Origin of the sequence: Streptomyces sp. NPDC046985 (assembly GCF_040644415.1) — a bacterium.
Classification (GTDB): Bacteria; Actinomycetota; Actinomycetes; order Streptomycetales; family Streptomycetaceae; genus Streptomyces.
On sequence record NZ_JBEYWK010000035.1, the window covers coordinates 1 to 25,660 of the forward strand.

19 protein-coding genes and 3 pseudogenes are annotated in these 25,660 nt (G+C 67.6%); 15 read left to right on the plus strand and 7 right to left on the minus strand.

All coding sequences use genetic code 11. The annotated features are described in order from the left end of the window. From ABZ861_RS30380 to ABZ861_RS30435, 12 genes and pseudogenes are all read left to right on the plus strand, one after another. Positions 1 to 318: pseudogene (locus ABZ861_RS30380) on the plus strand (hypothetical protein); the annotation flags it as partial. A gap of 227 nt (positions 319 to 545) precedes the next feature. Next, complete coding sequence (locus ABZ861_RS30385; protein WP_361636896.1) at positions 546 to 809, plus strand: hypothetical protein; 264 nt, start codon at positions 546 to 548, stop codon at positions 807 to 809. Between the two features lie 590 nt (positions 810 to 1,399). After that, entirely contained in the window at positions 1,400 to 5,551 is a 4,152-nt protein-coding gene (locus ABZ861_RS30390; protein WP_361636899.1) for a Tat pathway signal protein, read from the plus strand. 1,460 nt (positions 5,552 to 7,011) lie between these two features. Then, positions 7,012 to 7,209, plus strand: a pseudogene (locus ABZ861_RS30395) (cytochrome P450); the annotation flags it as partial. 12 nt (positions 7,210 to 7,221) lie between these two features. Beyond that, the gene (locus tag ABZ861_RS30400; protein WP_361636901.1) at positions 7,222 to 8,472 is read left to right on the plus strand and encodes a cytochrome P450; all 1,251 of its coding nucleotides are present in this window, start codon (positions 7,222 to 7,224) and stop codon (positions 8,470 to 8,472) included. 534 nt (positions 8,473 to 9,006) lie between these two features. Next, a complete protein-coding gene (locus tag ABZ861_RS30405; RefSeq protein ID WP_361636904.1) occupies positions 9,007 to 10,188 on the plus strand; it encodes an ATP-binding protein in 1,182 nt (393 codons plus the stop codon). Beyond that, positions 10,185 to 11,033: a roadblock/LC7 domain-containing protein gene (locus tag ABZ861_RS30410; RefSeq protein WP_361636906.1), complete on the plus strand. Its 849-nt coding sequence runs from the start codon at positions 10,185 to 10,187 to the stop codon at positions 11,031 to 11,033. The genes ABZ861_RS30405 and ABZ861_RS30410 overlap by 4 nt, the downstream gene beginning before the upstream one ends. Next, positions 11,026 to 11,406, plus strand: a complete 381-nt coding sequence (locus ABZ861_RS30415; RefSeq protein WP_361636909.1) for a DUF742 domain-containing protein — start codon at positions 11,026 to 11,028, stop codon at positions 11,404 to 11,406. Before ABZ861_RS30410 ends, ABZ861_RS30415 begins: the two co-directional genes overlap by 8 nt. A gap of 3 nt (positions 11,407 to 11,409) precedes the next feature. After that, positions 11,410 to 11,970: an ATP/GTP-binding protein gene (locus ABZ861_RS30420; protein ID WP_361636912.1), complete on the plus strand. Its 561-nt coding sequence runs from the start codon at positions 11,410 to 11,412 to the stop codon at positions 11,968 to 11,970. A gap of 10 nt (positions 11,971 to 11,980) precedes the next feature. Continuing rightward, on the plus strand, positions 11,981 to 13,348 hold the full coding sequence (locus ABZ861_RS30425) for a cytochrome P450 (RefSeq protein WP_361636915.1): 1,368 nt from the start codon (positions 11,981 to 11,983) through the stop codon (positions 13,346 to 13,348). A 91-nt stretch (positions 13,349 to 13,439) separates the two neighbouring features. Beyond that, entirely contained in the window at positions 13,440 to 14,687 is a 1,248-nt protein-coding gene (locus tag ABZ861_RS30430) for a cytochrome P450 (RefSeq protein WP_361636918.1), read from the plus strand. Then, on the plus strand, positions 14,684 to 15,478 hold the full coding sequence (locus ABZ861_RS30435; RefSeq protein ID WP_361636921.1) for an enoyl-CoA hydratase/isomerase family protein: 795 nt from the start codon (positions 14,684 to 14,686) through the stop codon (positions 15,476 to 15,478). The genes ABZ861_RS30430 and ABZ861_RS30435 overlap by 4 nt, the downstream gene beginning before the upstream one ends. A 310-nt stretch (positions 15,479 to 15,788) precedes the next feature. Here the strand turns inward: ABZ861_RS30435 and ABZ861_RS30440 are convergent. The 5 genes and pseudogenes from ABZ861_RS30440 to ABZ861_RS30460 form a co-directional block, all read right to left on the minus strand. Continuing rightward, a pseudogene (locus ABZ861_RS30440) lies at positions 15,789 to 15,919 on the minus strand (IS5/IS1182 family transposase); the annotation flags it as partial. A 420-nt stretch (positions 15,920 to 16,339) separates the two neighbouring features. Further along, positions 16,340 to 16,879 (minus strand): hypothetical protein, encoded by a 540-nt coding sequence (locus ABZ861_RS30445; protein ID WP_361636924.1) that lies wholly within the window; start codon positions 16,877 to 16,879, stop codon positions 16,340 to 16,342. 79 nt (positions 16,880 to 16,958) lie between these two features. Further along, on the minus strand, positions 16,959 to 17,915 hold the full coding sequence (locus tag ABZ861_RS30450; RefSeq protein WP_361636926.1) for a TniQ family protein: 957 nt from the start codon (positions 17,913 to 17,915) through the stop codon (positions 16,959 to 16,961). Between the two features lie 212 nt (positions 17,916 to 18,127). After that, positions 18,128 to 18,859 (minus strand): 2OG-Fe(II) oxygenase, encoded by a 732-nt coding sequence (locus ABZ861_RS30455; protein WP_361636929.1) that lies wholly within the window; start codon positions 18,857 to 18,859, stop codon positions 18,128 to 18,130. A 286-nt stretch (positions 18,860 to 19,145) separates the two neighbouring features. After that, complete coding sequence (locus tag ABZ861_RS30460; protein ID WP_361636931.1) at positions 19,146 to 19,424, minus strand: hypothetical protein; 279 nt, start codon at positions 19,422 to 19,424, stop codon at positions 19,146 to 19,148. Between the two features lie 261 nt (positions 19,425 to 19,685). Here ABZ861_RS30460 and ABZ861_RS30465 point away from each other — a divergent pair, with 261 nt between their 5' ends. Next, a complete protein-coding gene (locus ABZ861_RS30465) occupies positions 19,686 to 20,480 on the plus strand; it encodes an AfsR/SARP family transcriptional regulator (RefSeq protein ID WP_361636934.1) in 795 nt (264 codons plus the stop codon). A 68-nt stretch (positions 20,481 to 20,548) separates the two neighbouring features. Here the strand turns inward: ABZ861_RS30465 and ABZ861_RS30470 are convergent, their stop codons facing one another. Both ABZ861_RS30470 and ABZ861_RS30475 read right to left on the minus strand, forming a co-directional pair. Next, complete coding sequence (locus ABZ861_RS30470) at positions 20,549 to 21,298, minus strand: SDR family oxidoreductase (RefSeq protein WP_361636937.1); 750 nt, start codon at positions 21,296 to 21,298, stop codon at positions 20,549 to 20,551. A gap of 112 nt (positions 21,299 to 21,410) precedes the next feature. Then, positions 21,411 to 22,643, minus strand: coding sequence for an AMP-binding protein (locus ABZ861_RS30475; RefSeq protein ID WP_361636940.1), 1,233 nt, complete (start codon positions 22,641 to 22,643; stop codon positions 21,411 to 21,413). Between the two features lie 965 nt (positions 22,644 to 23,608). Here ABZ861_RS30475 and ABZ861_RS30480 point away from each other — a divergent pair. Together ABZ861_RS30480 and ABZ861_RS30485 are read left to right on the plus strand one after the other, a co-directional pair. Continuing rightward, on the plus strand, positions 23,609 to 24,415 hold the full coding sequence (locus tag ABZ861_RS30480; protein WP_361636965.1) for a 2-amino-3,7-dideoxy-D-threo-hept-6-ulosonate synthase: 807 nt from the start codon (positions 23,609 to 23,611) through the stop codon (positions 24,413 to 24,415). Next, positions 24,412 to 25,515: a 3-dehydroquinate synthase II family protein gene (locus ABZ861_RS30485; RefSeq protein ID WP_361636943.1), complete on the plus strand. Its 1,104-nt coding sequence runs from the start codon at positions 24,412 to 24,414 to the stop codon at positions 25,513 to 25,515. The genes ABZ861_RS30480 and ABZ861_RS30485 overlap by 4 nt, the downstream gene beginning before the upstream one ends. Positions 25,516 to 25,660 lie beyond the last annotated feature (145 nt).

The window sequence follows — 25,660 nt, forward strand, 5'->3', positions numbered from 1 at the left end:
GACAAGGTCGTCAAGGCGATGGCCGCGTGGTCTTCGTGCATGGACGGGAAGGGCCACAAGGGACTCGCCGATCCCTACAAGGCGATGGACCAGGGCGTCACGGACGACGGGCAGCCGTCGCAGGACTCCATCGCTCTGGCGGTCGACGACATCGACTGCAAGAAGCAGACGGACCTGGTGAAGACGTGGTTCGGCGTCGAGTCCGCGATCCAGGACAGGCAGATCGCCGACAACAAGAGCCGGCTGACCGGAATCGAGGAGCAGCACGGCAAGGAGATGACTGCCGCGCGCAAGGAAACGGCGGCTTCCGCCCGGTGAAGGCCGGCGCAGTGGTGTCCGGATCGAGCGTGGTCGGGGCACTGTGCCTGATGACAGCGTGTGCGCTGGCCGGCGGATGCACGGCGAGCGCCCCTGACAGGGCTCCCGCGTCGCAACGGCCGGCTACTTCGAGCGCGGATCCGAGCACTCCGCAGGTGCGTCCCTCGCCTGTGCCTACGGTGCACTCCGAAGGCCGCACGCGCGTCTTGGAGTACGGAGACCTCGTCGTGCGTGCCACGCCGGAAGTCAGCGGTGTGCGTACCGAGATCGCGGTAGCCAACAGCTATAGGCGGAAAACGACGTACTCGGTCCAGATCAGCATCGCCGACGGTGAGGGCTGGACCGCGTACAACCGGTTCTGGCTTCAAGATGTCCCTCCGGGAGAAACCGGACGAGCTGCCGCGCTGATCGGCTCGGACGCCATGGGGCCGATTCCGCGGAATCCAAAGATCTACGTCGATGAGTTCACTCCTATCGTCGACCGAAAGTAGAAGAGGAAGCGTCTCTGACGGAAGGTCGGTGTGGGGCGTTGATCGGCCGACGAACCTCCGCTTCTCCGGAAAGCGCGGCCGACCGCCGAGCCAGTCACGACCTGCGCGTAGCGAGGCGCGGAGGCCAGCGCGCCTCCATCGCGTTCATGTCTTTGAACTCGCCGCTGCGGCTGATGCCGCGTCAACGCGGAGCCTCAGCCGACTAGGAGCGGCCTTGGCAACGGCTGCGCGTGTCGGGAACGGTTCTCGCGAACGGCGCGTCGACTCTCTCCGCAGAGTATTCCCAGGAGCCGAGATCGGCATCGGCCGATTGAAAGTCCACTGGAAAGGAAGACCGTCACATCATGCGCTCTCAGTTGCGAGAGAGACGGAAGCGACGCTTATCCGCTGTGGTCGTCACTGCGGCAACCGCGTTGATCGCTTCCCATTTCACCGTCGGTGCGGCACAGGCGACAGCGCCGAAACCGCCCGGCAGATCGGCGCAGCGCCAGGCTGGCGCTCCGGAGACGAGAGCCGCGTCGTCGGCCGTTCCGCTCAAGGATCGCGACACGGTCCTCGGGAAGGGCTGGAAGACCTCTGCCGACCGCGCCGTGACCACGGCAGCCGACAGTGACGGACTCCATCTTCTGGTCGCCGACAGCGACACCGGCTACACCTGGAGAACCGTCACGGTCCTGAGTGAGCCTCAACTCCCGGCCGACACATGGATCGGCAACCAGTGCGTCATGGACGACCACCACGCGGCCGTCGCCTACGCTCCCCGCACCTTCGCCAACAAGCCGGACCTGATGATGGGCGGCGCGTTCACGGCGATCGTGAACCTCGACGACGGCAGCGTCACCAAACTGCCCTTCACGGCATCGCTCGCCTACTTCGACCCCACGTGCAGCCCAGACACACATACCGCGGTCTTCACCGCACTCCGGGACGCCGAAACGCGCCTGGTCACGGTGAACGTCAAGGGCTCCACCATCGCGGACACCACCGCGAACGGCGAGATCACCTCTGCTGTGCCCACCAAGGACGGTGTGATCGCAGCCGCCGGAAACCAGCTCGTTCACGTCGACCACATGGGCAGGACGGCCAAGCTCGCCGCCACCAGACACGCTCCGTACGGCATCCGCGTCACCAGCGACGGCACCATCGGCTACATCGACCGCACTGGCGACACCGACGCCGACGTGCAGACTTACGCGCGCGGCAAGAAGACGATCGTCGCGAGCGGCAAGCTCGCCGCGATGAGCCTGCACCAAGGCACGGACGGCACGGTCTACCTCATAGGCAGGGCCGACCGCGGTACGAACTTCGCGGCCAGCGGCATCAAGGCGCTGAACGTCCCACCCGACGCGGAGGTCTCGAACCGCGGACGCTTGGCGGTGAACCCGGTTCTCTCGCCGGCTGTACAGTCGGGCGTCGACAACATCGAGAACGCCGGCCGCGGCTTCACCCGTAGCACGACGAACGAACCGGCGGCCGAAACGACGACAGGTCACACCAGTCATGCCCTGACCATCACCGGCACGGTTCCGGGCACGGGCGAGCACACGGACCAGAAGGTCGCCGAGCCCGGCAGCACCGCGGGCGGCAGGCCGTCGCCGGCGCTGACTGGATCCTCGAGGCCTCAGAAGTCGAAGATCAGCGTGCCGACCGCGGCCGCCGACTCCAGGGCCAACGATCCGGTCGACACCGACCGCTGGTGTTCCGTGCCCCGCAACGACGTCGGCACCCAGGCCCTTCAGCCGACCCCCAACCAGGTCGAATGGGCCGTGGACATGGCTGTCCAGGGAAACCTGCGTTCCGGCTACCTCGCGCAGGGGGGCTGGCGATCGCAGACCGGGCTCTCCACGATCGACCCGCAGGGCTTGTTCCCGAAGCCCAAGCTGACCGGTGACGGACGCATCCCCGCACAGGTCGAGTTGGGCATCCTCGCCCAGGAGTCCAACCTGTGGCAGGCCGAATCCGGGGCCATCCCCGGCCAGACGGGCAGCCCGCTCGCGGCCGTCGACGGCTTCTACGGACATGAGACCGGAGGCTCCGTCTCCGACTTCTGGACCATCCACTGGGAAAAGTCCGACTGCGGCTACGGCGTCGGACAGGTCACCGACGGCATGCGCAAGGCCGGATACGAGAAGCCGAACGAAAGGGTCCTCCCGGTCAGCACGCAGCGCGCGGTCGCCATCGACTACACCACCAACATCGCCGCGTCGCTCTACATCCTCGCCGACAAATGGAACGAGGTCCACGAGCCCGGCCAGACGATCACGGTGAACAACGACGACCCGGCCAAACCCGAGAACTGGTTCACCGCCGTGTGGAACTACAACCTCGGCTTCAACGCGAAGGCGGACGCGGGCAGCAACGGAAACTGGGGTCTCGGCTGGTACAACAACCCCGCCAACCCCGTCTATCCCGCCTCGCGGATGCCGTTCATGAACACCGATCTCGACCCGCTGGCCAACGCGGACGCCGCTCATCCCCAGAACTGGCCGTACGAGGAGAAGGTGATGGGATGGGCCGCCTGGTCCATCGACACCGGCCACTCCTACGCCACCTCCGGCCGGCAGGACTGGCCGGGCGAGTCCGGCTTCTCCTCCGCCGGCTTCCGCCCCGCCTACTGGAACGGCACCAACGGAACGGTCCTGGACCAATCCAGCGCGAAGTACCACCGGGCCCAAGCCACGCCGCCACTCGACGCGTTCTGCAACACCAAGAACAACTGCGACACGGCCCACCCGCCGGACTGCCCCGACCCCGACTGCTACAAGCAGTACTGGTGGCACGAGTCCAACACCACATGGAAGTCTGACTGCGCCGCTAGCTGCGGCTTCGAGAACATCAAGTACCAGACCCTGGTCAGCGAACCCGGCCGGGGCACCCGCCTTCAGTACGGCGCCCCTACCTGCTCCGGCGCGCCCTCGGGTGCGAAGGTCGTCGAATCCGTGCCCGCGGGCACCAACACCTGGAGCAACTGCGGAACGACCGCGACAGACGGCTCGTTCCAGTTCGCCTTCTACCCTGACCCGTACGCGACCGGACCGGGGCTCGGGCAGTACGAAGCGAAGGCCGACCTGCATCAGATCGGCGGCGGCTACGGCGGCCACTTCTGGTACGCGCACGTACGCGACGCCGACCACCTCGGCGGCGACAGGGGACGGATGACCGTAGACGGCACCTGGACTCTCGGTCAGAGCATGGACGTCGCCCATGTGTGGGTGCACGTTCCGGACACCGGAGCACAAACCAAGCACGCGCACTATGTGATCCGAGGCGCCCTCGGCGGGCCGTACGATCGCTACGTCGACCAAGCCGACAACAATGGCAAGTGGGTGTCATTGGGGGCCTACAAGTTCACTTCCACGCCGAGTGCGACCCTGTCGAACGACACCCCCGACGGCGCCGCCGACCAGGACATCGCCTACGGCGCCGTAGCCTTCCAGCCCGTTAACGGCACCTACGTCTCGGACACCGTCGAGGCCGATGCCTTCTTCGACGAGGACCAGGACATCGACGTCCGGCCGGAGAGCCTCCTCTTCAACACGCCGTTGAAGTCGAGGCAGGCGCTCTACGACTGGGCCACGAACCTGTCGCAGAACATCGTCAACTTGCCCACCTGCATCGACCTGCCGTCTCCGACCTGCGTCATGCCGGAGACCAAGGCCGCCGCGGAACGCTGGAATGCCGAGGTGAAGACTTCGGGAACCAGTACGACCGGCCATCCCGACGGGCACAGCATCCCCGCGTGGATGCACTATTCCAACGCCTACACCAAGCGTCCCTCAAACGACACCCGGCCCTCCTGGTTCGGCACGGATGACGCTGCCTACAAGATGTACAACAAGGCCACGGTCTCCTACGTCAAGACCAGCGATGGCAAGATCGTGAGCGGCAGTCAGAGCGTGACCTACGACTCCCGTACCGCCGACACCCACATCCCCGACTTCGTCCGCGAGTTCATCGCCGCAGTCAAGACGGACTACGGCACCGCCCCGCCGAACCTGAACTACTCCACGAAGGATCTCAACGTACACGACGGCAAGACCGTCACCACGACGACCAACAGCGACGGAATTCTTCCCGGGCGGGCGTACCAGTCCATCGGCATGAAGCCCGTCACCACCGACGTCGACGACAATGTCGTCACTGATGGCAGCGGAACGTGCGTCGCGGTCATGCACACTGCCGGCGGGTCCATCGGCTACCGGACCGCGCTGGCGGACAAGGAGCTCACCGACAGCGTCGCCGACTGGGTCGACCGCGTGGCCGACGACACCGGCTCCTCGGGCGGCCCTGTGGCGTCGATGGCCCAAGAGATAAGGAACATGTTCTTCAAGCCCGGACTCACCGGTTCGATCTTCGTCCAAGCGCCCCCCATCTGGCAGGAGCTCTACTTCAAGACCTGCACCGACGGCACCGTCAAGAGGGTCGGCGGCGCGCCGGTTCTGCGCTCGAGCTACATGCCGAACCAGTACCTGTACCGCAATGACAAAGCCGTCGACCTCAACGGCGACGACACCGGATCGGACCAGCCGGTGACGACGGGCGACTTCTACCACTTCAGCGGCCTCACCGTACCCCCGTTCGCGGACGATCCCTACGGGAACTGCAGCACGGGGGCCGACCACTCCGGAAACCCGTGGGGCATCCTCGTCTACGCTGGCCCGGTAGAACCCGAAATCGACCCGACGAACACGCACTTCTGCAACGCTCCAGGCAAGACCCCGGACCCTGAGTACACCGAATAGCGTATGCGTCGAATCCGGCGCCCCCGCCTCGCAGCGGGGGCGCCGGGCTCTAGGATGGCGAACGAGATCACATGTGCGCTGCCGTCTCGGTCACCACCACGTCAGATTTAGTGGGTGAGTAACATTCTCGTATACTCGGCGATAATATTCCTTGCGATATTCATTCTGGCGCCCTTTATTCCTTGGATTCTGTTCCCCTTCAGCAGGAAAGGCGGATCCATCGCGGCAGTTGCAGTCTCTCTTTGCGTTTCTCCTTTCCTCTTCCTGTATCGGGGAGAGTTCGCCTTCGATGCCGGCATGGTCATGGTCTCCGCTGCCGGGCGTCTGATAGCGGAGTCGTGCGGAGCGTTCGAAGGCGCACGGGCGAGAAGACGCCAAACGCACCGTCTATAGCCGAAAGCCGTTGCTTTGTGACGCTCAGAGGGGCGAAGCTCCTTACGTGATCGAGAGCCGCGGGCGCCTCCGGCCCTCGGCCGGAGCCCGGTGTGCCGCGCCGCCGGACGTTCCTCCCGGCCGTGTCCCCAGAGTCCTCCCCTTCAGCGGCACAGGTCAGGGAGAGTCCCCCGCCTGCGCGGCGAGGCCGTGGATGCGAACGCCTGACATGGCGCGGGTCTGCTGCCTGCGCGCGCGTGTGCACCTCGCCGACCATCGCGCCGTCGTCGTGCACCCTCGGCGCTCGGACTGTGCACATAGACGAGTCTGCCGCAGCAGGTGGTGCACTTGTGCGATGGCCCGGGCCTCCCTCTCCTGTCTACCGTGTGGCTCGTCCGCCCGGAGCGTCCGGATCTCCGTGCGAAGTGCACCCGGCAACGCGCGTGGTCCAGCCGTGCGCCGGCCCGACCGAGGAGAGGCGATGACCCTGCACCAGACCGAGAGCGCGACCGTCGCTCCGACCGGGGCGCGTCGCCCGTGAGGGTCACCACGGCGGCCATGAGGAGATCGCCGTCGTTCTCGCCGGCTCGCTCATCGATCAGGACGGCACGGTCTGCGGGCCACGGAGCCGCTGGAGGAAGTCCGCCGCCGAGGTCCGCCGCCCGCGCTCCGGACCCGAGGGCGCGGAGGCCTTGATCGTGCGTCGCAAGCCATGATCGCGGACGACGTCTGAGCACGGCGGCCGACACTCCCCGTCGGCGCAGGGAGCAGCGGCTGCCGCACCCGACTCGTTCCGAGTCGTCGCACCGCCAGAGACCCGAGTCCCACCGCGCTCTGGGGCGCGCACCGGCGTCTTGCACACGCCGGGCACAGGACAGGTCGTGCAACTGCCGCACGGCAGGGAGCCTTTCCTGCGCCGAGCCCCGGCGCCTCATTCACCGGAGGCATGCTGTGCCCGATTCCTCTCGTCCGCGCCGCCGCTCCGGGCGGCGCCTGAAGCAGATCCCGCCGTCTCGGCGGGATCGCTCGCCCCCATGGCCGGAGCCCTCGCCCCCGGCCAGGACCCAGCGCATGGCCGGACGACGCTCGGCGCCGGCCCGCACGCCTGCCCGGCGCAGGGCCCCGCACGGCCGATCACCCGCACCGCCGTCGACACCTTGATCCACCGCCTGTCCGACGTCCAGCTCACCGTCCCCGAGACCGGTCTCCCCTGGGCGCCGTCGACCTGGTCCAAAGCTCCCGCGGCCCTGCCCGTCCGCTTCGCGCCCCGACTGCCGCTCGCCTGACAGGAGACTCACTTGACCCTCCACTCCCAAGCCCGACGCCTCGACGTCGCCGCCGGCTGCCCCCACGCCCGCAACGCCGCGCTGCTCTCCCGGGGCGCGGTGACGCCGGTCGTGATGCCGGGCGGGGTGGAGGGCATAGCCGTCCTCGGCCACCACGCTTTGAAGACCCTCCTCGCCCACCCCGACGTCGCCAAGGACCCCCGGCACTTCACCGCCCTGCGCGAGGGCCGCGTACCCGACGGCTGGCCCCTGACCACGTTCGCCACCGTGCCCGGCATGAACACCGCCGACGGCGCCGACCACCGCCGCCTGCGCACCCTGGTCGGCAAGGCGTTCACCCCCCGCCGCGTCGCCGCGCTGCGCCCCCGCATCGCCGCCGCCGTCGACCGCCTCCTCGACGAGCTGGAGCGGGCCGCGCGGACCGGCGACGGCGTCGCGGACCTGCGAGCGCACTTCGCGATGCCCCTGCCCGTGAGCGTGGTGTGCCACCTGCTCGGCGTGGACGCCGCCCACGCCGCCCGGCTCCGCCACCTGTCGAACCAGGTCGTCTCCACCCACCTCGCCCCCGCACAGGTCCGCGCCGCCAACGACGGGATGGCAGCGCTCCTCGCCGACCTCGCCGCGGCCCGCGCCGCCGACCCCGGCGACGACCTCGCCAGCGCGCTGCTCGTCGCACGAGACGAGGACGGCGACCGTCTCAGCCCCGACGAACTCATCGGCGCCATGATGCTGCTCGTCGTCGCCGGGCACGAGACGACGCTCGACCTCATCACCAACGCCGTACGCGCGCTGTGCGCCCACCGCGGCCAACTCGCCCTCGTCCAGGCCGGAGACGCCTCCTGGTCCGACGTCGTGGAGGAGACGCTGCGCTGGGACAGCCCCGTGAGCTATTTCCCCTTCCGCTACGCCACCCGCGACCTCGCCCTCGAAGGCGCGGTCATCCCCGCCGGGGCCCCGGTGCTGGCCGGCTACTCCGCCGCCGGCCGCGACGCCGCCGCCCACGGACCGGACGCCGACCGCTTCGACGTCCTCCGCGACGACAAGCGGCACCTCTCCTTCGGGCACGGGGCCCACTTCTGCCTCGGCGCCCCACTGGCCCGGCTGGAAGCCGCCCTCGCCCTCCGCGCGCTCTTCACCCGCTTCCCCGACCTCGACCTCGCGATCCGCGAAGAAGACCTCGAACGCCACCCCGGCTTCGTCGGCAACAGCGTCCGGGAACTACCCGTCCGCCTGGAGGAGGCGGCGATGCCGCGTACGAGCTGAGAAGGCCACGCAAGATCGCGTCCGACGGCGGATCCCGACTCCAGCGCCGCGGGGCGCACAGCAGAGCGAGGAGTCGAGAGGTTCCGGCCACCGCCCGGCCGGACGGGTGAAGGCGCCCCCGCTGGGTGGGGGCAGCCCTCTGTGGCGACACGCCGCTCGCAGCAGCTCCTCGGTCTCGGAGGCGGGACACGCGGCCGGGGCCGGCCGAGGCCGTCTCTTCTGACGCCGCGGGCTCGCTTCTCATCGGCGTCCGCGATACAAGGGCACGGCCGTCACGCAATCCTGACGCTCCTTCAAGTAAGCCTGTTATAAGCCGTGTTCGTCGCGCCCCGGGCGGCCCTCGGAGTAACCGCCGCACGTCTGTGCGGTAGCATCTCCCGCGTCATCGCCCTTGATCCACATTGCTGACTGAGCGCCGAAAGAGCGGTGTCTTCACCGTGGGGAGCAGTGATCGGCAGCTCTGGGTGGCTGTGCAACGATCCCCGGTCGGTGGGCCGGTCGCTTTCTGCAGCCCACACACCGAGAAGGGTTTCCATGAGTCAAGACGTACTGGTGTGGTGGTTGGCTGCGATCGCGGTGGCGTCTGTCGCCGTCGTCGTCGTCCTCGTCCTCCGCGCAAGAGCCCTGGGGGTGAACAAGCGCCGTACCGAGGCCGCGCTGACGGACCAAGTGAACGACCTGCAAGGCCGGCTGGACGCCTCTCACGCGCGGCTGCAGCAGTTCAGGAGCGAGCAGGACGCTGTCATCAGCGAGGCCGAGCGTACGTCGGAGGAGAGCACCAAGGCCGTTCTGAAGGGCGCCGCCCGCTTCCTGCAGAGCCTCGCGGCGGAGCAGACGACGCTCCTGGACGACGTCCAGCGCAAGTACGGCGGCCACCCGGTGCTGTCCGACCTGCTGGAAGTGCACCACGCCAACGCGCAGATGGCACGCAAGGCGCAGGGCATCGCGGTCATGTGCGGCGCGCCCGTGGGCCGCCGCAACAAGCCCGCCAGCGTCTACGACGTGGTGCGCAGCGCGCAGGGCCAGATCCGCAACTTCCAGCGGATCGAGATCATGGAGCAGAGCGGCCTCGCGCTGAAGGCGACCGCGGTCGCGCCCGTCGCGCTGGCCGTCGCGGAGCTCCTCGACAACGCCGCCAGTTTCTCGCAGTACGACGCTCCGATCGAGGTCACGTTCCGGCGGGTGCAGAACAACCTGTGCATCGTCATCGACGACGCGGGCGTCGGCATGAACGACGAGGACCGGCAGAAGGCGACCGCGGTGCTGTCCGGCGACGCCGTCCCGCAGCTTTCGAGGCTGGGCAACCAGCCGAAGTTCGGCCTTCCCGTCATCGGACTGATCGCCCGTCAGTACGGCTTCCGAGTGGACGTCACCGGCGTCTCCCGATACGGCGGTGTCCGCGCTGTCGTTCTGCTGCCCAAGGAGCTGTGGACCGTGGAAGAGACACCGCCGCCGGCCGAGGAGAGCGAACCGCCCATCAGCATCCGCCGTGCCGAGGGCCAGCCCCGTGCCTCCACACGCACCCCCCATGGCCTGCCCAAGCGCGCCTCCCGCCAGGCGCCGATCGCCGGGTCGCTCTCCTCGGGCGGCTCCGGCGCCCCCTCGGCCCCTCGGCCCCTCAGGCGTTCTTCCAGCAGCCTGGGCGCGCTGCAGCGAGGCACCCTGTCCGGACGTGACCTCGACGCCCCCTCGCCCGAAGGGGCCGAAGACGCATGAGCGCAGACTTGTCGTGGATGCTGACGGACATCGTGAACAACGTCCCCAAGGCGATGCACGCCGTCCTGCTGTCCGCGGACGGCATCCCCCGCGGAGCTACGGACGGCCTCACCGACCACAACGCGCGCACGATCTCGGTGGCCATGGCCGGCATGCAGTCGCTGAGCCGGGCCACGGCCCACTTCGCCGGACTCGCCGAGGACCGGCAGTGGAACCAGACGATCATCGAGTTCGCGCAGGGCTGGGTGTTCCTCGTGGGCGCGGGGCAGGGGGCCTGCCTGGCCGCCGCCGCCGAACCCGACGTGGACATGCAGCAGATCTCCTTCCGCATGCACCGGCTCGTCGCCCGCCTGGGCGACAATCTCACCTCCCCGCCCCGGGTCGGCCCCGCCGCCGACGCCGCGGTCGCGGGGAGCGGAGGACGCCGTGAGGAGGTTCCCGTCGGCCGGGGATTCGTCCTCGCCGACCTCGACCGGGTGATCGCCGAGGTGCCGGGCGCCCGGCACGCGCTTCTCCTGGGCGGCGAAGGCCTGCCCCGCGGGGCGAGTTCCGGCGTCGGAAGGGACATGGCGGACACGATCTCCGCCGCCATGACGGGCATTCACGCCTACAGCCGGGCCACCTCGCAGTTCATGGGCGCCTCCGAGCGCGCGGACTGGCGGCAGACGGTCGTCGAGTTCCAGCACGGCTGGATCTTCCTGATCGCCGCCGGTGAGGGGGCTTTGCTTGCCGCCGCCGCCGAACACGACTGCGACATCGAGGAGTTCACCACCCGTCTGCACGACGTGGTGCCGTCGTTGGTCCCGGACGGGGCCTCTCAAGGACAGGGAGCCGGCGATGCGTGACGAAACGGACCAGGACGTGGAGCTCACCGGCGACTTAGTCCCTCTGTTCGTGATCACCAAGGGACGTGCGCTGCCGCCGGAGCACCAGTACTCGCACACCACCCTCGTGACCGCCAGGCAGGAGGCGCACACCACCCGCTCCCTCGGCCCGGAGGGCAGCGCCGTCCTGGACCTGGTCGCGGACGGCTATCTGTCCGTGGCGGAGGTGGCGGGCTACACGCACCTGCCCCTGGGCGTCGTGCGCATCCTCCTGGCGCAGATGGAGGAGACCGGCCTGCTGGTCGTCAGGAACCCGGTCCCGAGCGCCGAACGTCCGGACCGCGAACTGCTGAGCGCGGTCCTCGATGGCCTGAAGACCCGATTCGGAGCGTAGCCCGTGTACCTCGATCCAGACGTCTCCCATGCGGTGAAGATCCTCATAGTGGGGCACTTCGGAGTCGGGAAGACCACATGCATCGGCAGCGTCTCCGAGATCGAGCCGCTGCAGACCGAGGAGGAGATCACCGAGGCCAGCGAGGGCTTCGACGACCTCTCCCGGACTCCCGGCAAAGTGACCACCACCGTGGCGATGGACTTCGGCCGGCTGACCCTCAGCGAGAGCCTGGTCCTGTACCTCTTCGGAACGCCGGGCCAAGAGCGCTTCAAGGAGATGTGGGAGGGGCTGTCCCGCGGAGCGCTGGGGGCACTGGTCCTCGTCGACCCCGAGCGGCTCGGGGAGAGCTTCTCCGTCCTGGACCTGGTCGAGCGTTTCGGGCTGACGTACGCCATCGGCGTCAACCGCTTCGAAGGAACGACCGACTACCCCCTCGGCGAGGTGCGCGAGGCGCTGAACCTGGCCGCCGAGACCCCCGTCGTGCACTGCGACGTACGCGACCGGCAGTCCTCGGGTCAGGCTCTCATCACGCTCGTCCGGCACCTCAAGAACACCCTCGGCTAGGAGCCACGGCATGAAGCACCACTTCGACAACGCCGACGTACCGGCCGGCTGTCCCGCGCACCAGAACGTGCAACTGTACGGGCCCGAGTTCGGCTCCGACCCCGAAGCCCACTACGCGTACCTGCGCGCCCAGGGGCCCAGCGCCCCGGTCGACATCGCGCCGGGCGTCCCGGTCGAACTGGTCACCGGCTACGACGCGAGCCTGCACATCCTGCAGAACCCCGCCACGTTCGTGCGGGACGCCCGGCGCTGGAACGCCCTGAAAGAGGGCCGCGTCCCCGAGGACAGCCCCGCCCTGCCGATGATGAGCTACCGCCCCAACGCCCTCTTCAGCGACGGCGCGGCCCACGCCCGCCTGCGACAGGCCGTCACCGACAGCCTGGCCACCGTCGACGAACTGCAGCTCGTACGGCAGGCCCAGCAGTCCGCGGACTACCTGATCAGCCGGTTCAGCTCCGACCTGCGCGGTCAGGCGGAGCTGATGGCCGAGTACGCCCAGCCCCTGCCTCTGCTGGTGTTCAGCGATCTCTTCGGCTGTCCGCCGGACATCGGCGACCGGGTCATCACCGGAATCAGCGGCATCTTCGAGGGGACCCCGGGCGCCGACGTCACGCTCGGCGGGGCACTCGCCGAGCTGATCGCGCTCAAGCACCGCCGCCCGGGCGAGGACCTGACGACGCGTCTGATGCGGCACTCCGCGAACCTCACCGACGAGGAGGTGCTGCACCAGTTGGTGACCCTGCTGTCGGGCGGCACCGCTCCCCTCGCGGCCGCGATCGGCACCAGCGTCGCCCTGTACCTGAACGGCGACTGGCCGGCCGATCTCCCGGCGGAGGACGCCGTCGTGCAGACGCTCTGGAACTACGCGCCGATCGCCAACTACGCCGCCCACTACCCGACCCACGACGTCGAACTCGCCGGAAGGATCCTGCGGGCAGGCGACCCGGTGCTCATCTCCTTCGCCGCCGCCAACACCGACCCCAAGCTGTCCGAGCACCGCGAGCTGCTGAGCTCCAAGGCACACCTGGCCTTCGGCGCCGGACCGCACGCCTGCCCGGCCAAGGACCCAGCGTTCATGATCGCGGTGACCGCTATGGAGACTCTGCTCAACCGGCTGCCCGACATCGAGATGCGCGTCGCCTTCAAGGACCTGGCCTGGGCGCCCGCGCCGTGGAGCCGCTCCCTCGTCACCGTGCCGGTGCGGTTCACCCCGCGCGCGGTGAAGCCGACGGCCGCGCAGTCCGGCGCCGCCTCGGCGACCCACACCGCTCACGTGCCGACCGCCGGCGCCGTGCCCCAGCCCGGGGCCACCCGGCCGAAGCAGCAGCCCAAGGGAGGTCTGTTCAGCCGCTTCCTGGCATGGACCAGAGGCGAGTGACGCAGGTAACTCCGCCATGACTTCTGCCATCGGATGGCTCGACCGTCCGAAGGGTACGGATGACGGCTGTGCTCAGAAAGGAGCCGTCACCATGGGGCGAGTAGTCACTCCGTCCGCCGACCGCCGCGCCGCTCTCTCCCTCTTCTCGCGTCTGCGCACGGCAGAGGGACAGAGCGACCCCTTCCCCCTCTACGCGGAACTCCGCTCGCACGGCGGAGTCCTCCCGGCGCCCTGGGGCGGCTTCCTCGTGACCGACTTCGACGTCTGCGACCGCGTCCTGCGCAGCGCCGACTGGCTGGAGCCGGACGCCCGCTGGCGAGAGAAACAGGGCGCCTCAACCCGCTGGAGCGCCCCCTCCGCCCGCGAGATCAGCAGGACGCTGCCCGCCCTCAACCCCCCCGACCACACCGCCGTCCGCAGGGCCGCGGGCAGCTTCGACCGCGGCACCGTCCAGCGGATGGGACGCACGGTGGAAGGGATCGTCGAGCGGCTCCTCGCCTCCGTGGAGGAGAGGCTGCGCGAAGGAGAGGCGGACTTCGCCGCCCTCGTCAGCGAGGAACTGCCCGTCGCCGCCATCGGCGAATGGCTCGGCCTGCCGAGCGCCGACTGGCCACGGCTGCGTGAATTGACACACGACCAGGTCTTCACACAGGAACTGTTGCCCAACGCCAGCCAGTTGGCGCGATCCGACGCCGCCATGGCCGAACTGCGCGACTATTTCACCGAACTGATACGCGAACGCCGAAGACGTCTTCGTGGAGACCCGGTCTCTCAGTGGATCACCACCTGGGACGCATTGGAACCCGATCAGGGCAGGGCCGACCAAGCCGTCTACTTCCTTGCTCTGTTCGTCCTGCTGGCCGCCCTGGAGACCACGGCGACGCTGCTGTCCATCATGACGCTGCAGCTCGTCGAACACCCCGGCCACTGGAACACGCTCGCCGAACGACCCGAGCTGGTCCCCGCGTTCGTGGAGGAGTCCTTGCGCTTCGATCCTCCCTCCCATGTCATCAGCCGGGTGGCCGCGACCGACTGCACCCTGGGCGGCCTCGACGTCCGGGCGGACGAGATGGTCCACCTCATGATCGGCGCCGCGCACCGCGACCCCGCCAAGCACGCCGATCCCGACCGCTTCGACCTCCACCGCAAGCCCGCCCATCTCGCCTTCAGCGGAGGCGTCCACTACTGCCTGGGCGCCCCCCTGGCCCGCCTGGAGGCCCAGACCCTTCTCCGCCAACTCGTCCGCCGCCTGCCGCAGCTCACCCTCGTGCGCCCACCCGCCATGGCGCCCCGGGTGGCGTTCAGGCGCCTGCTGAACCTGGACCTCGCCCTCGCATGAACCCCTCCCCGTCCCCGCCCTGTCTCCCGACCTCTCCGCACGACGCGATTCACACCGAGCAGGACGGGCCCGTCCTGCGGGTCCGCCTCAACCCGGCGCGGCAGGAGCCGGCCCTGAGCGTCGCCGTCGTCGACGCTCTGCTCGCCCTCCTCGACGACCTCCACGACCGGCCCGACGTCCGCGTCCTGGTCCTCTCCTCTCTCGGCGACGACTTCTGCCTGGGAGCGGACCGCGGCGAGTACGAGGCGGCCCTGGCGACGGACCCGACGGGCGCCGCGCTGCGCCGCATCATCGACAAGGCCCAGCGGCTGTGCCAGGCCCTGGAGACCACCCACGCCATCACGATCGCGCGCCTGCACGGCAGGGTGATCGGCGCTGGTCTGGCACTGGCCGCCTACTGCGACCTGCGTGCGGGCGCCGACACCTGCCGCTTCCGGATGCCCGAGGTCGGCCTCGGGCTCCCGCCCGCGTGGGGCGGAGCCATGGGCCGGCTCGTCTCCGAAGCGGGCGCCGCACGGATCCGGGAGCTCATGCTCACCTGCGACGTCTTCGACTCGACCACCGCACACCGACTCGGCATCCTCCACACAGTCGCCCCAATCGACCAGTTGGACCGCACGGTCACCGCATGGACCAGGCCGCTGCTGCGGCGCTCACCGGAAGCCCTGGTGCTGACCAAACGAATGCTCGCGGGCTACGCCCGCGCCGACCGCACGACGGACGCCTCCTTCCTCGACTCACACCTCCTGACGGCCCAGTTCGTCCCCACTGTCACGACCGGCAATGGATGACGCCCGCATCGACTGTCTGAGGACCTCTGGCCTGCGGTATCTCGATCAGAGCCGGACAACTCTCTGGAACGTCTGACCTGCTGTTGCTCAGTTTCACTGGGCGCGGTGCGTCTGTTCGGCGGGGGAGGGGCGTTCGCGCCGGGGTGTGGGCGATGGGTAGCACCTGCACTGAGCTGCCTTTTTGTACTGCGCGGTGAGCGGGCGGCGGATATCCGGATCAGGCGTCCGTTCTCATCGGCCAGGGCGAGGAAGTGCAGGCCGTGGCTGCGGTCACATTGTTTCCGCCGGCCATGTCGGCCAGGCGCTGGTCGTGACGCAGCACGGCCAGGACGACCACCGCGATCTCCCCAGGCGGCAGGTGCGCCACCTGGAGCGAATCGCCTTCAGACGGCGCCGTAGCAGACCGGCGAGGTGGTTGACGGTGCGCGTGGACAGCGGCAGACGTCACTGGTAGACAAGCGGGCAGGCGCCCTCGGCGCGCTCTTCGGTATTCGTCTCGGTCCAGCGGCCTGCCGCACGGCGGCGATGATGCGCTGGCAGTCCCACGGCAGCGCGTCCTCCTCCCCTCCTGGCTCGCGGTGCGGGAGCAGCATCACCGCCCGTCCGGCCGCTTGCCCCGGCATCGGTCGGGCTGAGAACGCTCCTCGGCGAGCTGCCCGGTCATCCGTTCAAGGAGACGTTCGACGACGGCGAGTTCGTCCCGCTCGGCCCGCGCTTCCGCCAGTTGTCTGACCAGATGCTCTTCGAGTCCGTCCAGTTCCGCGCGTCGCGCGGTGATCCGTTCCAGCAGCTCGGGATCCGAGCATGCACCGGATCGTAGAAGGCTGCCGGACTACGGCGAGCAAGAACCGGACGGTCCAGCTACTTGCTTCTGCTGACGACCGCTTGTTCAGGGTTCGATCGCCACGAATTTCGGTTCTGATCGAGCCGACCATGCGCCAGACGCTGAGCTTCGGCCGTGACCTCGGCATCGAGTCGGGCCGACGTCCTGTTCCCGTACTCGACGATGTCGTACTCGTCATCAAGCTCCGCAAGACGCTCGGCCAGGGGGAGCTGGTGGCCGAACCGCTGGTGGATGCGCATAGCAAGCTCTCGCGGCGTCAGCCGACCCGCCAGCATCTGGCGCGCGAGCGCCCGCACGGCAGCGTCCTGCCCGGCCTCGCTGTCGCGCGGGTAGAACACAAGGTCCAGCTCGTCGAGTACGACGGGAAGCAGGTCGGGAACGTCGTACTCCGCCTCGGCACGTGTGTATCCGGCCAGAACGCGCAGTGCCGGGCTGTCCAGTCCGGCGACGAGCGCCCCGCAGGCAGCCTCGACGACATCGTGAGCATGGGCCTCGCCGATACTCCAGAGAACAGCGAGGTCATGCAGGTCATCGGTTGCGGCTTCGATCGGCGACACCTACGCATGATCCCCTGCACAAGACGATCCCGTCGACCGCCTTTCGACTCAGGCGCCGACCCCGCTGACGGACGATCTACTACTCGGACAGTCGCCCGTGACCAGCACGAGCGCCCCGAGAACCGGTCAAACCAGCGCCCTTGACCTGCGAATTCAGGCTGGCGGAGGCCCACTGGCGCAGCATCCGGTAACCGCCGAGCTCCATCGGGCCGGGCATGCCCAGCCGCTCGCCCACGAAGGCGATCCAGCGCTTCGAGACCCACCCCGGCGCACCGCCTGCGAACTCCCGGCCCCAGTGCCGCTGCCGCTCGTGCACAGCCGTCGCCTCGGCGACGACGACAGCCTCCGGGCAGACGACCAGAGGCACCGCCCACCGCTGCCGCCCCGTGCCCAACACCGCCTCCCGGCCGGTCCAGAGCGTTTCCGAGCCCATCTCGCGGCCCTGCCACCAGGCTGCGGCCACCTGCAGCGCATCGGCCAGCGGCGCCCGCGCATACGGCCCCACCCGCTGCTGCAGCCGCACCCGGCGCCGATGCGCCCCCACCACCTCCCCGAGCCCGGCCAGAGAGACCTGGGCGGGGCCGCCCTCGGCAGTGCTGCGCAGCCACCTGCGGTGGCGCACGCGCACTCGCCACGGATCGCCGCCGGCCAGCGCCATCGGGGTCACGAGGTCGTCGTGACGGGTCAGGCACGACGCGCACGGCTCAAGCGGCGTCCACTGCCCGGGCCAGGACTCCACCCGCACCGGCGTGCGGCGGCCGCCACCAGTGCCGGCCGCCAGCGTGGGCAGAGCGCGGCACAGCTCCTGCGGCGTTCGCCGGGCCGTCACCGCCAGCCGCGCGGCGCCCTGTGCGCCGAGGAACACCTCCTGCGCCCACGGATCCAGCTCGCGGGGTGGCCTGCGCGCTCCAGCCTCCTCCAGCACCTCCCGCGCAGAGAGCTCGTTGAGGTGGGCCAGCCGCCGGACGAAGGAAGCCGCCGCCTCACCCGGCACCGGCTCCACGCCCACCAGTTTCGGCACCGCCTCCGCGTCCATGCCCGCCCCCTTCCCGCCCCCTCCCCGGCCCCTTCACCGCGGACAACGACCAGCACCGACCCCGGTAACCCTTGCCTCCCAACCACCTGTGCCCTGTCGGCCCCGACCTGCGGCGTATCGCTCCCGTCGACGACGCTGCCCGGCGGCTTCAAACTGCATTGCCGAGGTTCGGTTCGACGGATCGGTTGCCGGTCGGTCTGTCCGGGGTGGCGTCATGCGGCATCGTGGAAAACGATGCCGAGTGCGCGTCGTCGTCCGGAGCGGACCGTGCTCACGCCGTGCCGCATTGGTCCGTTGGACCAGCCCCGTTTGGAGGGGACGGGCCGGTCTCGAGTGGTGAAGATCAGCCCGTGTCCCTGGGGGATTGTTGTGGAAGAACCCCTGGACTGAGCTCGAACCCGTTGTTCGACCATCAGGAACTCGCCACCTGTGAAGTCAGTTCCAGGTGCGTCCAGGCCGATGACGACTTGCAGGGGGAAGACCATGTCACCGAACACATCGCGGTGCAGGGCATTCCAGTCGCCGGAACGGTAGCGCAGCAAGATCTGTGCCGACCTGGTCTGTCCCGCCCTGTGGCACATCTCCAGCCATTCGTGAAGTGTGTCAGGCCAGGGGGCTGGCACACCGAGCTTGCCGGCCCAGTCCCGAGCGATGGGAAGGAGATGCGGATAGAAGGCATCACGCAACTTCCTCACCTGGTCGGGGAGATCGTGAGTGAAATAGCGGTACTGGCCTGAACCGAATCGGTGGCGAGCCATGTCGATCGTCGAACGGAAGCGTTCGGGGTCGTCATAGAGGCTGGCGATTTTCCGGCACTGGTCAGAGGTGAGGAGCCTGCCGGTAAGGGCGTGACCGTGTGCGTCGAGCTCGCCGGTCAGCGCACTCCAGTCTTCTCTGTCCACACACGCCGTTGCTTGCTCTGACGCAGATGCAGTGTCGGTCATAGTGACAATCCTTGCGCAGTTCGTCGTTGAGTTCCAGATAGTTTGAGGCCGCAGTGCCTAGGAGCATCAGGTTCGCGTAACCTGACCGGGCGTCAGGCGGTCGTTCGATTGCGGGATGTCTGTGAGCGTCTGCCTTTCTGGCAGGGGTCGGAGAGCGGCGCGAGCCCAACGCCGCCCCTCGCAGCGGCCGATTTCTCGCCTGGCAGAAGAAATCGCCCATGGACTGGCCGCCGTCGTGTGGACCGTCATCGGCCTCTCTCTTTCCGGATGTCGGATTCCCTTACCTTCAGGGCCGCGGAGTGATGGTCGCGCGACCATGTAGACGGGATTGCGCCGCGACCAGCGGATGTTGTGGTTTGAGCGTCGCCACGGCGAGGCTGGAGATCAGGCCAGTACGTGCGCATGGCTGAAAAAATGGTGGTGCATCATCGTGGATGACTGCCCGCAGGCGCCCGTTCGTCGCCCGCCAGACGTCCGAAAAGCGCCCGTCAACCTGCTTGCCTGTCCGGTTATCAGCGATTGGCTGACTGAAACAGGAGGCACCGGGAATCTGCTTTGTCTTCATTTTGCGCCCGCTTCCACATGCATGGACCACTATAGGGTGAAGAATTAGCCGTCTTTGTGAAGGTAGAGAGTGATCACCGCCTCGATCAGGTCATTTTTAGATGCCAGATCTCGCACTGACTGGCTGAAAGAAGTGAGCCCATCTCATTTTTGCCCAGCTCTTGACTTCAGATGTCGGTAGCGTTCGTTGACAAACACATATTCGATTCGTAGCATCGATGGGACCGGGTTACTGTTTCGGGAGCGACCTGCAGGGGGAACGATGACTCAATCGGAAGGTAAGAGCTTCGAAATTCTCGGCGTGATGCGTGTCGCTAGCGGCGGGGAGTCCGAGAGTCTGCCGTTAGCTCCGAAGCCTCGCACTGCTCTGGCAATGTTAGTGGCTCACGCTGGTCAGATCGTTCCGTTGTCCACGCTTATCGGCGAGTTATGGGGTGAGCGTCCGCCGGCCAGTGCTTTGAGGATTGCTCAGACATACATTCTGCAATCCCGTAAAGCTCTCGGTCTGGCGGTCCGAATGCCCAGCAAGGCGATCGCCAGCGAGGCGCTGACCACTCACCCCGGTGGCTATATGTTCAGCGAGTCGTTCGCGCGACTCGATTACCAGGTCTACCAGCAACTGGTCGAGTTAGGTCGCACGGCGATGAGGGGTGGAGACTTCGACGCAGGGGTAAGGCATCTTGGCAGGGCTATGCGAATCTGGCGAGGGCCGGCCTTCGCGGATGTGCGTGTGGGCAGGGTGCTGGACTCCCGGAGGCGGCATTACGAGGAGTCCCGCCTAGAAGCCATGGAAACTCTAGTTGAGGCCAAGATCGAGATCGGTTGTCATCGTGAGGCCGCTGCCGACCTTGCCGCGCTCACAGTCGAGCATCCTTATCATGAGGGCCTTCACTCGCAGTATATGAGGGCATTGGAGAAAGCCGGCAGGCGGGCGCAAGCGCTTCAGGTGTTTCATCGGCTGCGTGTCTCATTGGTGTCCGAGCTGGGAATTGAACCCGGTCCCACGATTCATCGCCTCCAGCATCACATTCTCAACTCGCCCTCAAATATCACGTAAATTCATCATTCAATGCGATGTGACGAGAATGAAGTTCTGCCATTGCTTTCGGTTCGATGACGGGTATTTCACGCTGCACTATATCCGCCGTCGACGGCGAGAATGGTTCCCGTCACATAGCCGGCCAGCGATTCGGTGAAGTTGGCGATCCACCATGCGACCTCCTGGGCGGTGCCGCACCGTGCCAGCGGGACGAGCTCATGCATCTGATGAACGTTCATCACCGTGGGCCAGTCCAGCCCATTGTTCTCCAGAATGGGAGTTTCGATCGGACCTGGCGCTACCGACACCACTCTTATCCCGCGCAGGGCCAGGTCGTTCGCCCAGGAGCGGGTGAAGAAGTCGAGCCCTGCCTTGGTAGCCCCGTACACGGACAGGTCCGGCCAACCGTGCTGGCCGATGGACGCACTGATGTTCACCACGGTGCCTGCCGAACGCTCCAGCAGCGGCAGTGCCGCCTGGGTGATCATCAGGGGTGCGCGTAGATTGACCGCGATGAGGTGATCGAAGTCGTGGGTGGTCACCGCTCCAAGAGGGGTTGGCCGAAAGACACCAGCGCAGTTGACCAGGGCATCCATACCGCCGAAGGCCGTTACCGCCCGGGAGACGACGGCCTGGGGGGCGTCTGGATCGGTGATGTCGACAGTCATCGGAATGATCGACGGCCGGTCTCCGGCAGTCTCGGCGAGCTTGTCCGCCGTCCTCCCTACAGCCAGCACCTTCGCCCCTCGATCGGCGAAGGTGCGTGCCGCGGCCCTGCCGATTCCGCTGCCGGCCCCCGTGATGACCACGGTCTTGCCGGTCGAAATGGGTTCCATTGGAAGCTCTCCCTGGCGCGATGTGCTGGGGCTCTCGCATCATGAACACCGTCGGCCTCGTGCTGGTTGCGCCTGTGCAGAGGGCTTTCACAAGCAGTCTGGAATGCCTTGCTCATCGCGTAGGCTGGCCGTCGCGTTCCACTCGGCGGACCAGAGTGCGCGGCAGGAGCTGCGACCGGTCAAGGCTGTGTGAGTGGGCCGGCCAGTCAGCCAGGGCGTCCATCCGGCCGAGGATCCGCAGAGCGTTGCTCGCGGGGTCCTGTTCCGCCAGGTCGCGCGTGCGCAGCCAGCCGGCCTGACGGTGCTCACCGTCAGGCAGAAAGCGAGCGGCGGGCCCCTGCTCGAGGAGATAGGGGGAACGCTCCAGCCGTACGTGCAATTCTCCGGCCATCAGGCGCAGTTCTAGGCCGGGTACAGGGGGCCCCACCGTATCCGGGCCGTACCAGCCCGTGGGGTCCGTGGCGATGATCCCGGTCTCCGTGGTGCCGTAGGCCTGCCCGATCCGTACACGGTGCCGCTCGGCGAAGCGGTTGTACACCCCCCGGTCCATGTGGTCACCTCCTGAGACGGCCAGGCGCAGCCTGGGAATCCGCAGCGGACGGTCAGTTCGGCTCAGGGCAGCGAAATGACTCGGTGAGCCGAGGATAGTGTCGGCTCCTGACCGTATCGCGGTGCCGAATACAGACCGAAGTCCGGAATCAGGAGCAAACAGCACCGTGCTACGGGTGCTCATGGCGTACAGCACTCCGCCGATCAGGCTGTAGGAGTGGGCGAGCGGGCCGAGGATCAGGATGCGGGAGTCGGAGGGGGGCATATCGACGACAGCCTGGAACCGCTCCAGCTCCTTCAGAAGCGACTCCGCCGTCCGGCCGACCGCCTTGGTGACGCCGGTGCTTCCCGAGGTGAACTGCACCAGGCAGTGATCGGTAGCGGCGGGGCGTCCCTTGACGAGACGGCGAACAAAGACCTCACACTCGTCGTGAAAAACTTCCCGATCATGGTCCAGGTCGGCGAACGACACATGAAACTGGGGCCTGCACGAGTCCAGTTGACGGCCGAGCTCAGCGCCCCGCATTTGCGGCCCCAAAAGCATGACCTGCGCGCCGCGCGACCATAGGGCGAACAAGGCCCACAGTTGACTGAAACTGTGCGCGCCCTGCAAAGCCACGGTGTTCCCGCGCCCGATGCCGTACGCGCCGAAGAGACGTTGCAGATAGCTCACTTGCGCCCTGAGCGTTCGATAGGAGACGTCATGTCTGGCCTGAGCCCACATGACGTCTCCTCGTGGTCCGCCCAGAAGGTCCGCCCCCCACCACTCGGGAGCAGGGTCCGCAGATATGGCCATGTCGAGTGATCCTCTTCCGCCGCCCGCTCTATGTCCGGAACTCCACCGGGTCTCGTGCGTGTGCGTTAGGTGAACACCGGCGCGCGATCGAGAGTTGCAACCGGAACGGCGAACACCGCACGATCGAACGCCGGTCGTTCGTCAGCCGCGCTGCCTGCCACCGGACGGCAAGGAGGCGACAGCGGATGTGAGGGTGAGGCCCTCGGCCTGGTGGAGCCCCGCGCCGGCTCTATCGGCTGCCACGGCGAGCACGGGACGCAGATCAGCCGGTTCATGGTGTTGGAAGGTCTTCCAGAAGCGGTCTCAGTGCGTCACCGCTGACTCGGCCAGCGTCCCGCCGATCCAGCGCTCTCGCTCAGGCTGGCGCTGCCGCTATTCGTTTCGGGGCACTGGCCGGAAAACTCGATTCCGCTTAGCTAGACAAAAATTAGACGGGCTCTAGTGCCGCCGGTGAAAGACTCCACGCATGAGGCCGACGACGGTGTCCGAGAGCTGGTACACGTACACGGTCGACGCGCATCGGAATCTCATCCGGCGGACGCGTGACGTGGACGCTCTCAAGCACAGACCGGCGCGCGGCCAGATCCCTTCATCGCACTGATCACTCAGGCCATGAGGGCGCGAAGGGCAATCGGCCTGCATTGCGTGGATTTTTGGAATCTTGCAGCGTGAAGAGTCTGTCGGTTAGCGGCGCCTCCTGAGCTGCAACTCAGGTCCATCGCACAGCGCGGCGTCCAGAAAGGGCGCCGTCTACGACGGGTTCAGGGCCCGCCCCTGACTTGCCTAAGAGGCACTGTTTCGCAACGCTCCAGGGAATTTTTCTCAGTTCAGGGCCGTCATCGACGGTGAGACGGGAAAGGATGCTGGAATCCACGTGTTTCACGCGCATGCGGCATCTTGTGGACGAGCCGTAAGGGGTCCGGCACTCACGCACGCCAGTACAGAGGGAGTATCCGATGTTGAGTATGTCTTCATCCGGTAAATCACTACGACTGGCCAGACTTTCCAGGCACGGTGACGGCCGCTATCTCTTCGTGCCGCTGGACCACTCTGTGTCCGACGGGCCCATCGCGACCGTGAGCGGCTTCGAGCAGATCGTCCGCAACGTGGTTGCCGGTGGGGCCGACGGCGTCGTCGTCCACAAAGGCCGGGCGCGCGTACTCGCCCCCGAGGTAATGGCCGACTGCTCGCTGCTCATTCATCTCAGTGCCAGTACGGCGCACGGCCCCGACGCGGACGCCAAGGTGCTCGTGGGCGACGTCGAGGAGGCCATCAGTATCGGGGCGGATGCGGTGAGCGTGCACGTCAACATCGGCTCCGACACCGAAGCCGAGCAACTGGCGGACCTGGGTACCGTCGCCGCCGCATGTGACCGCTGGGGCATGCCGCTGCTGGCCATGGTCTACCCGCGCGGGCCCAGGGTCACAGATCCCGCCGACCCGACGCTCGTGGCGCACGTCGTCAACATCGCCGCGGACCTCGGGGTGGACATAGTCAAGACCGTCCTCGCCTCGCCCCTGGAGCGGATGGCCGAGGTGATCGACCGTTCACCCATCCCCGTCATTGTCGCGGGCGGCGGTGATACATCGCGCAGTCTTCCGGACTTCGCGGCCTCCGCGCTGAAGGTCGGATGCAGCGGACTGGCCGTCGGCCGGCGTGTCTTCAACTCCGCCGACCCGCGCGCCACAGTCAAGGAACTCGTCGAGGTCGTACACGACCGCAAGAGTTCTTCTCTTTCCGTTCAAACCTCACGAATGGCAGGTGCACTGTGAAGCTCAGCTGGGTCGACATCCGCTCGGTCGGTTCCGCGAAGGACGCCATCATCCAAGAGGCGATTCACGCCCGGGTGGAGGGAATCCTCGCCGCAGACCCGGCAGATCTCGAGACGCTGCCCCCGACCGTGAAGAAGGTGCTCTTCCCGCAGGGACAGACACTGCCCGAGAGCTTCGGCGCCGCCGACATCGTCATAGTCGACCCTGCCAAGCACGGTGAACCGACCGAACTGGCGCTTGCTCACCCCGACGTGGAAGTCGGCCGCTTCGTGGAGATCATCGACGCCGAGACGCTGGAGGAGGCCTGTCAGTCCGGCCGGATCGACAAGTGGAGCGTCTTGTTGTTCCGCGACCCCACGAAGATCCCCCTGGAAATCGTGATCGCAGCGGCGGCCCGTTCCCACGGCAGCCTCGTCACCATCGCCAAGGACGTGGAGGAGGCCGAGATCATCTTCGGCGTCCTCGAACTCGGATCAGACGGTGTGCTGATGGCGCCGTCGCAGGTTGGGGACGTCACCGCGCTCAAGACCGCCGCTGAAAGCGGCACGCCTGACATCGAGCTGGTGGAACTCGAGGTCATCGCCACCGCGCACGTCGGCATGGGCGAGCGGGCCTGCGTGGACACTGCGACCTACTTCGGGAAGGACGAGGGAATCCTGGTCGGCTCGCACTCCAAGGGCATGATCCTTTGCGTCAGTGAGACCCATCCGCTGCCGTACATGCCGACCCGACCGTTCCGTGTCAACGCCGGCGCCATCCACTCCTACACACTCGGCCAGAATGAGCGCACCAACTACCTCAGCGAGTTGAAGGCGGGCAGCAAGGTCACCGCCGTCGACATCCACGGCAAGACCCGTCTGGTCACCGTCGGCCGAGTCAAGATCGAGACGCGCCCGCTGCTGTCCGTCGACGCCGTCGGCCCCGACGGGCGTTCGGCCAACCTCATCCTCCAGGACGACTGGCACGTCCGTGTACTGGGCCCGGGCGGCACGGTGCTCAACAGCACCGAACTCAAACCAGGAGACAAGGTCCTGGGCTACCTGCCGGTCGAGGACCGCCACGTCGGCTACCCGATCAACGAGTTCTGCCTGGAAAAGTAGGCCGTCTCGCAGCCGGGCCGACGACACGGGGAGCGACGACCGGCCGCGGCCCCCCCCGGGGCCGCCGAGCCGGCCCACCCAATGCACGACGCCGTACCCGCCATCACCGCCGCGCCGTCGCAGACGTCGTCGCCGTTGCCGACGA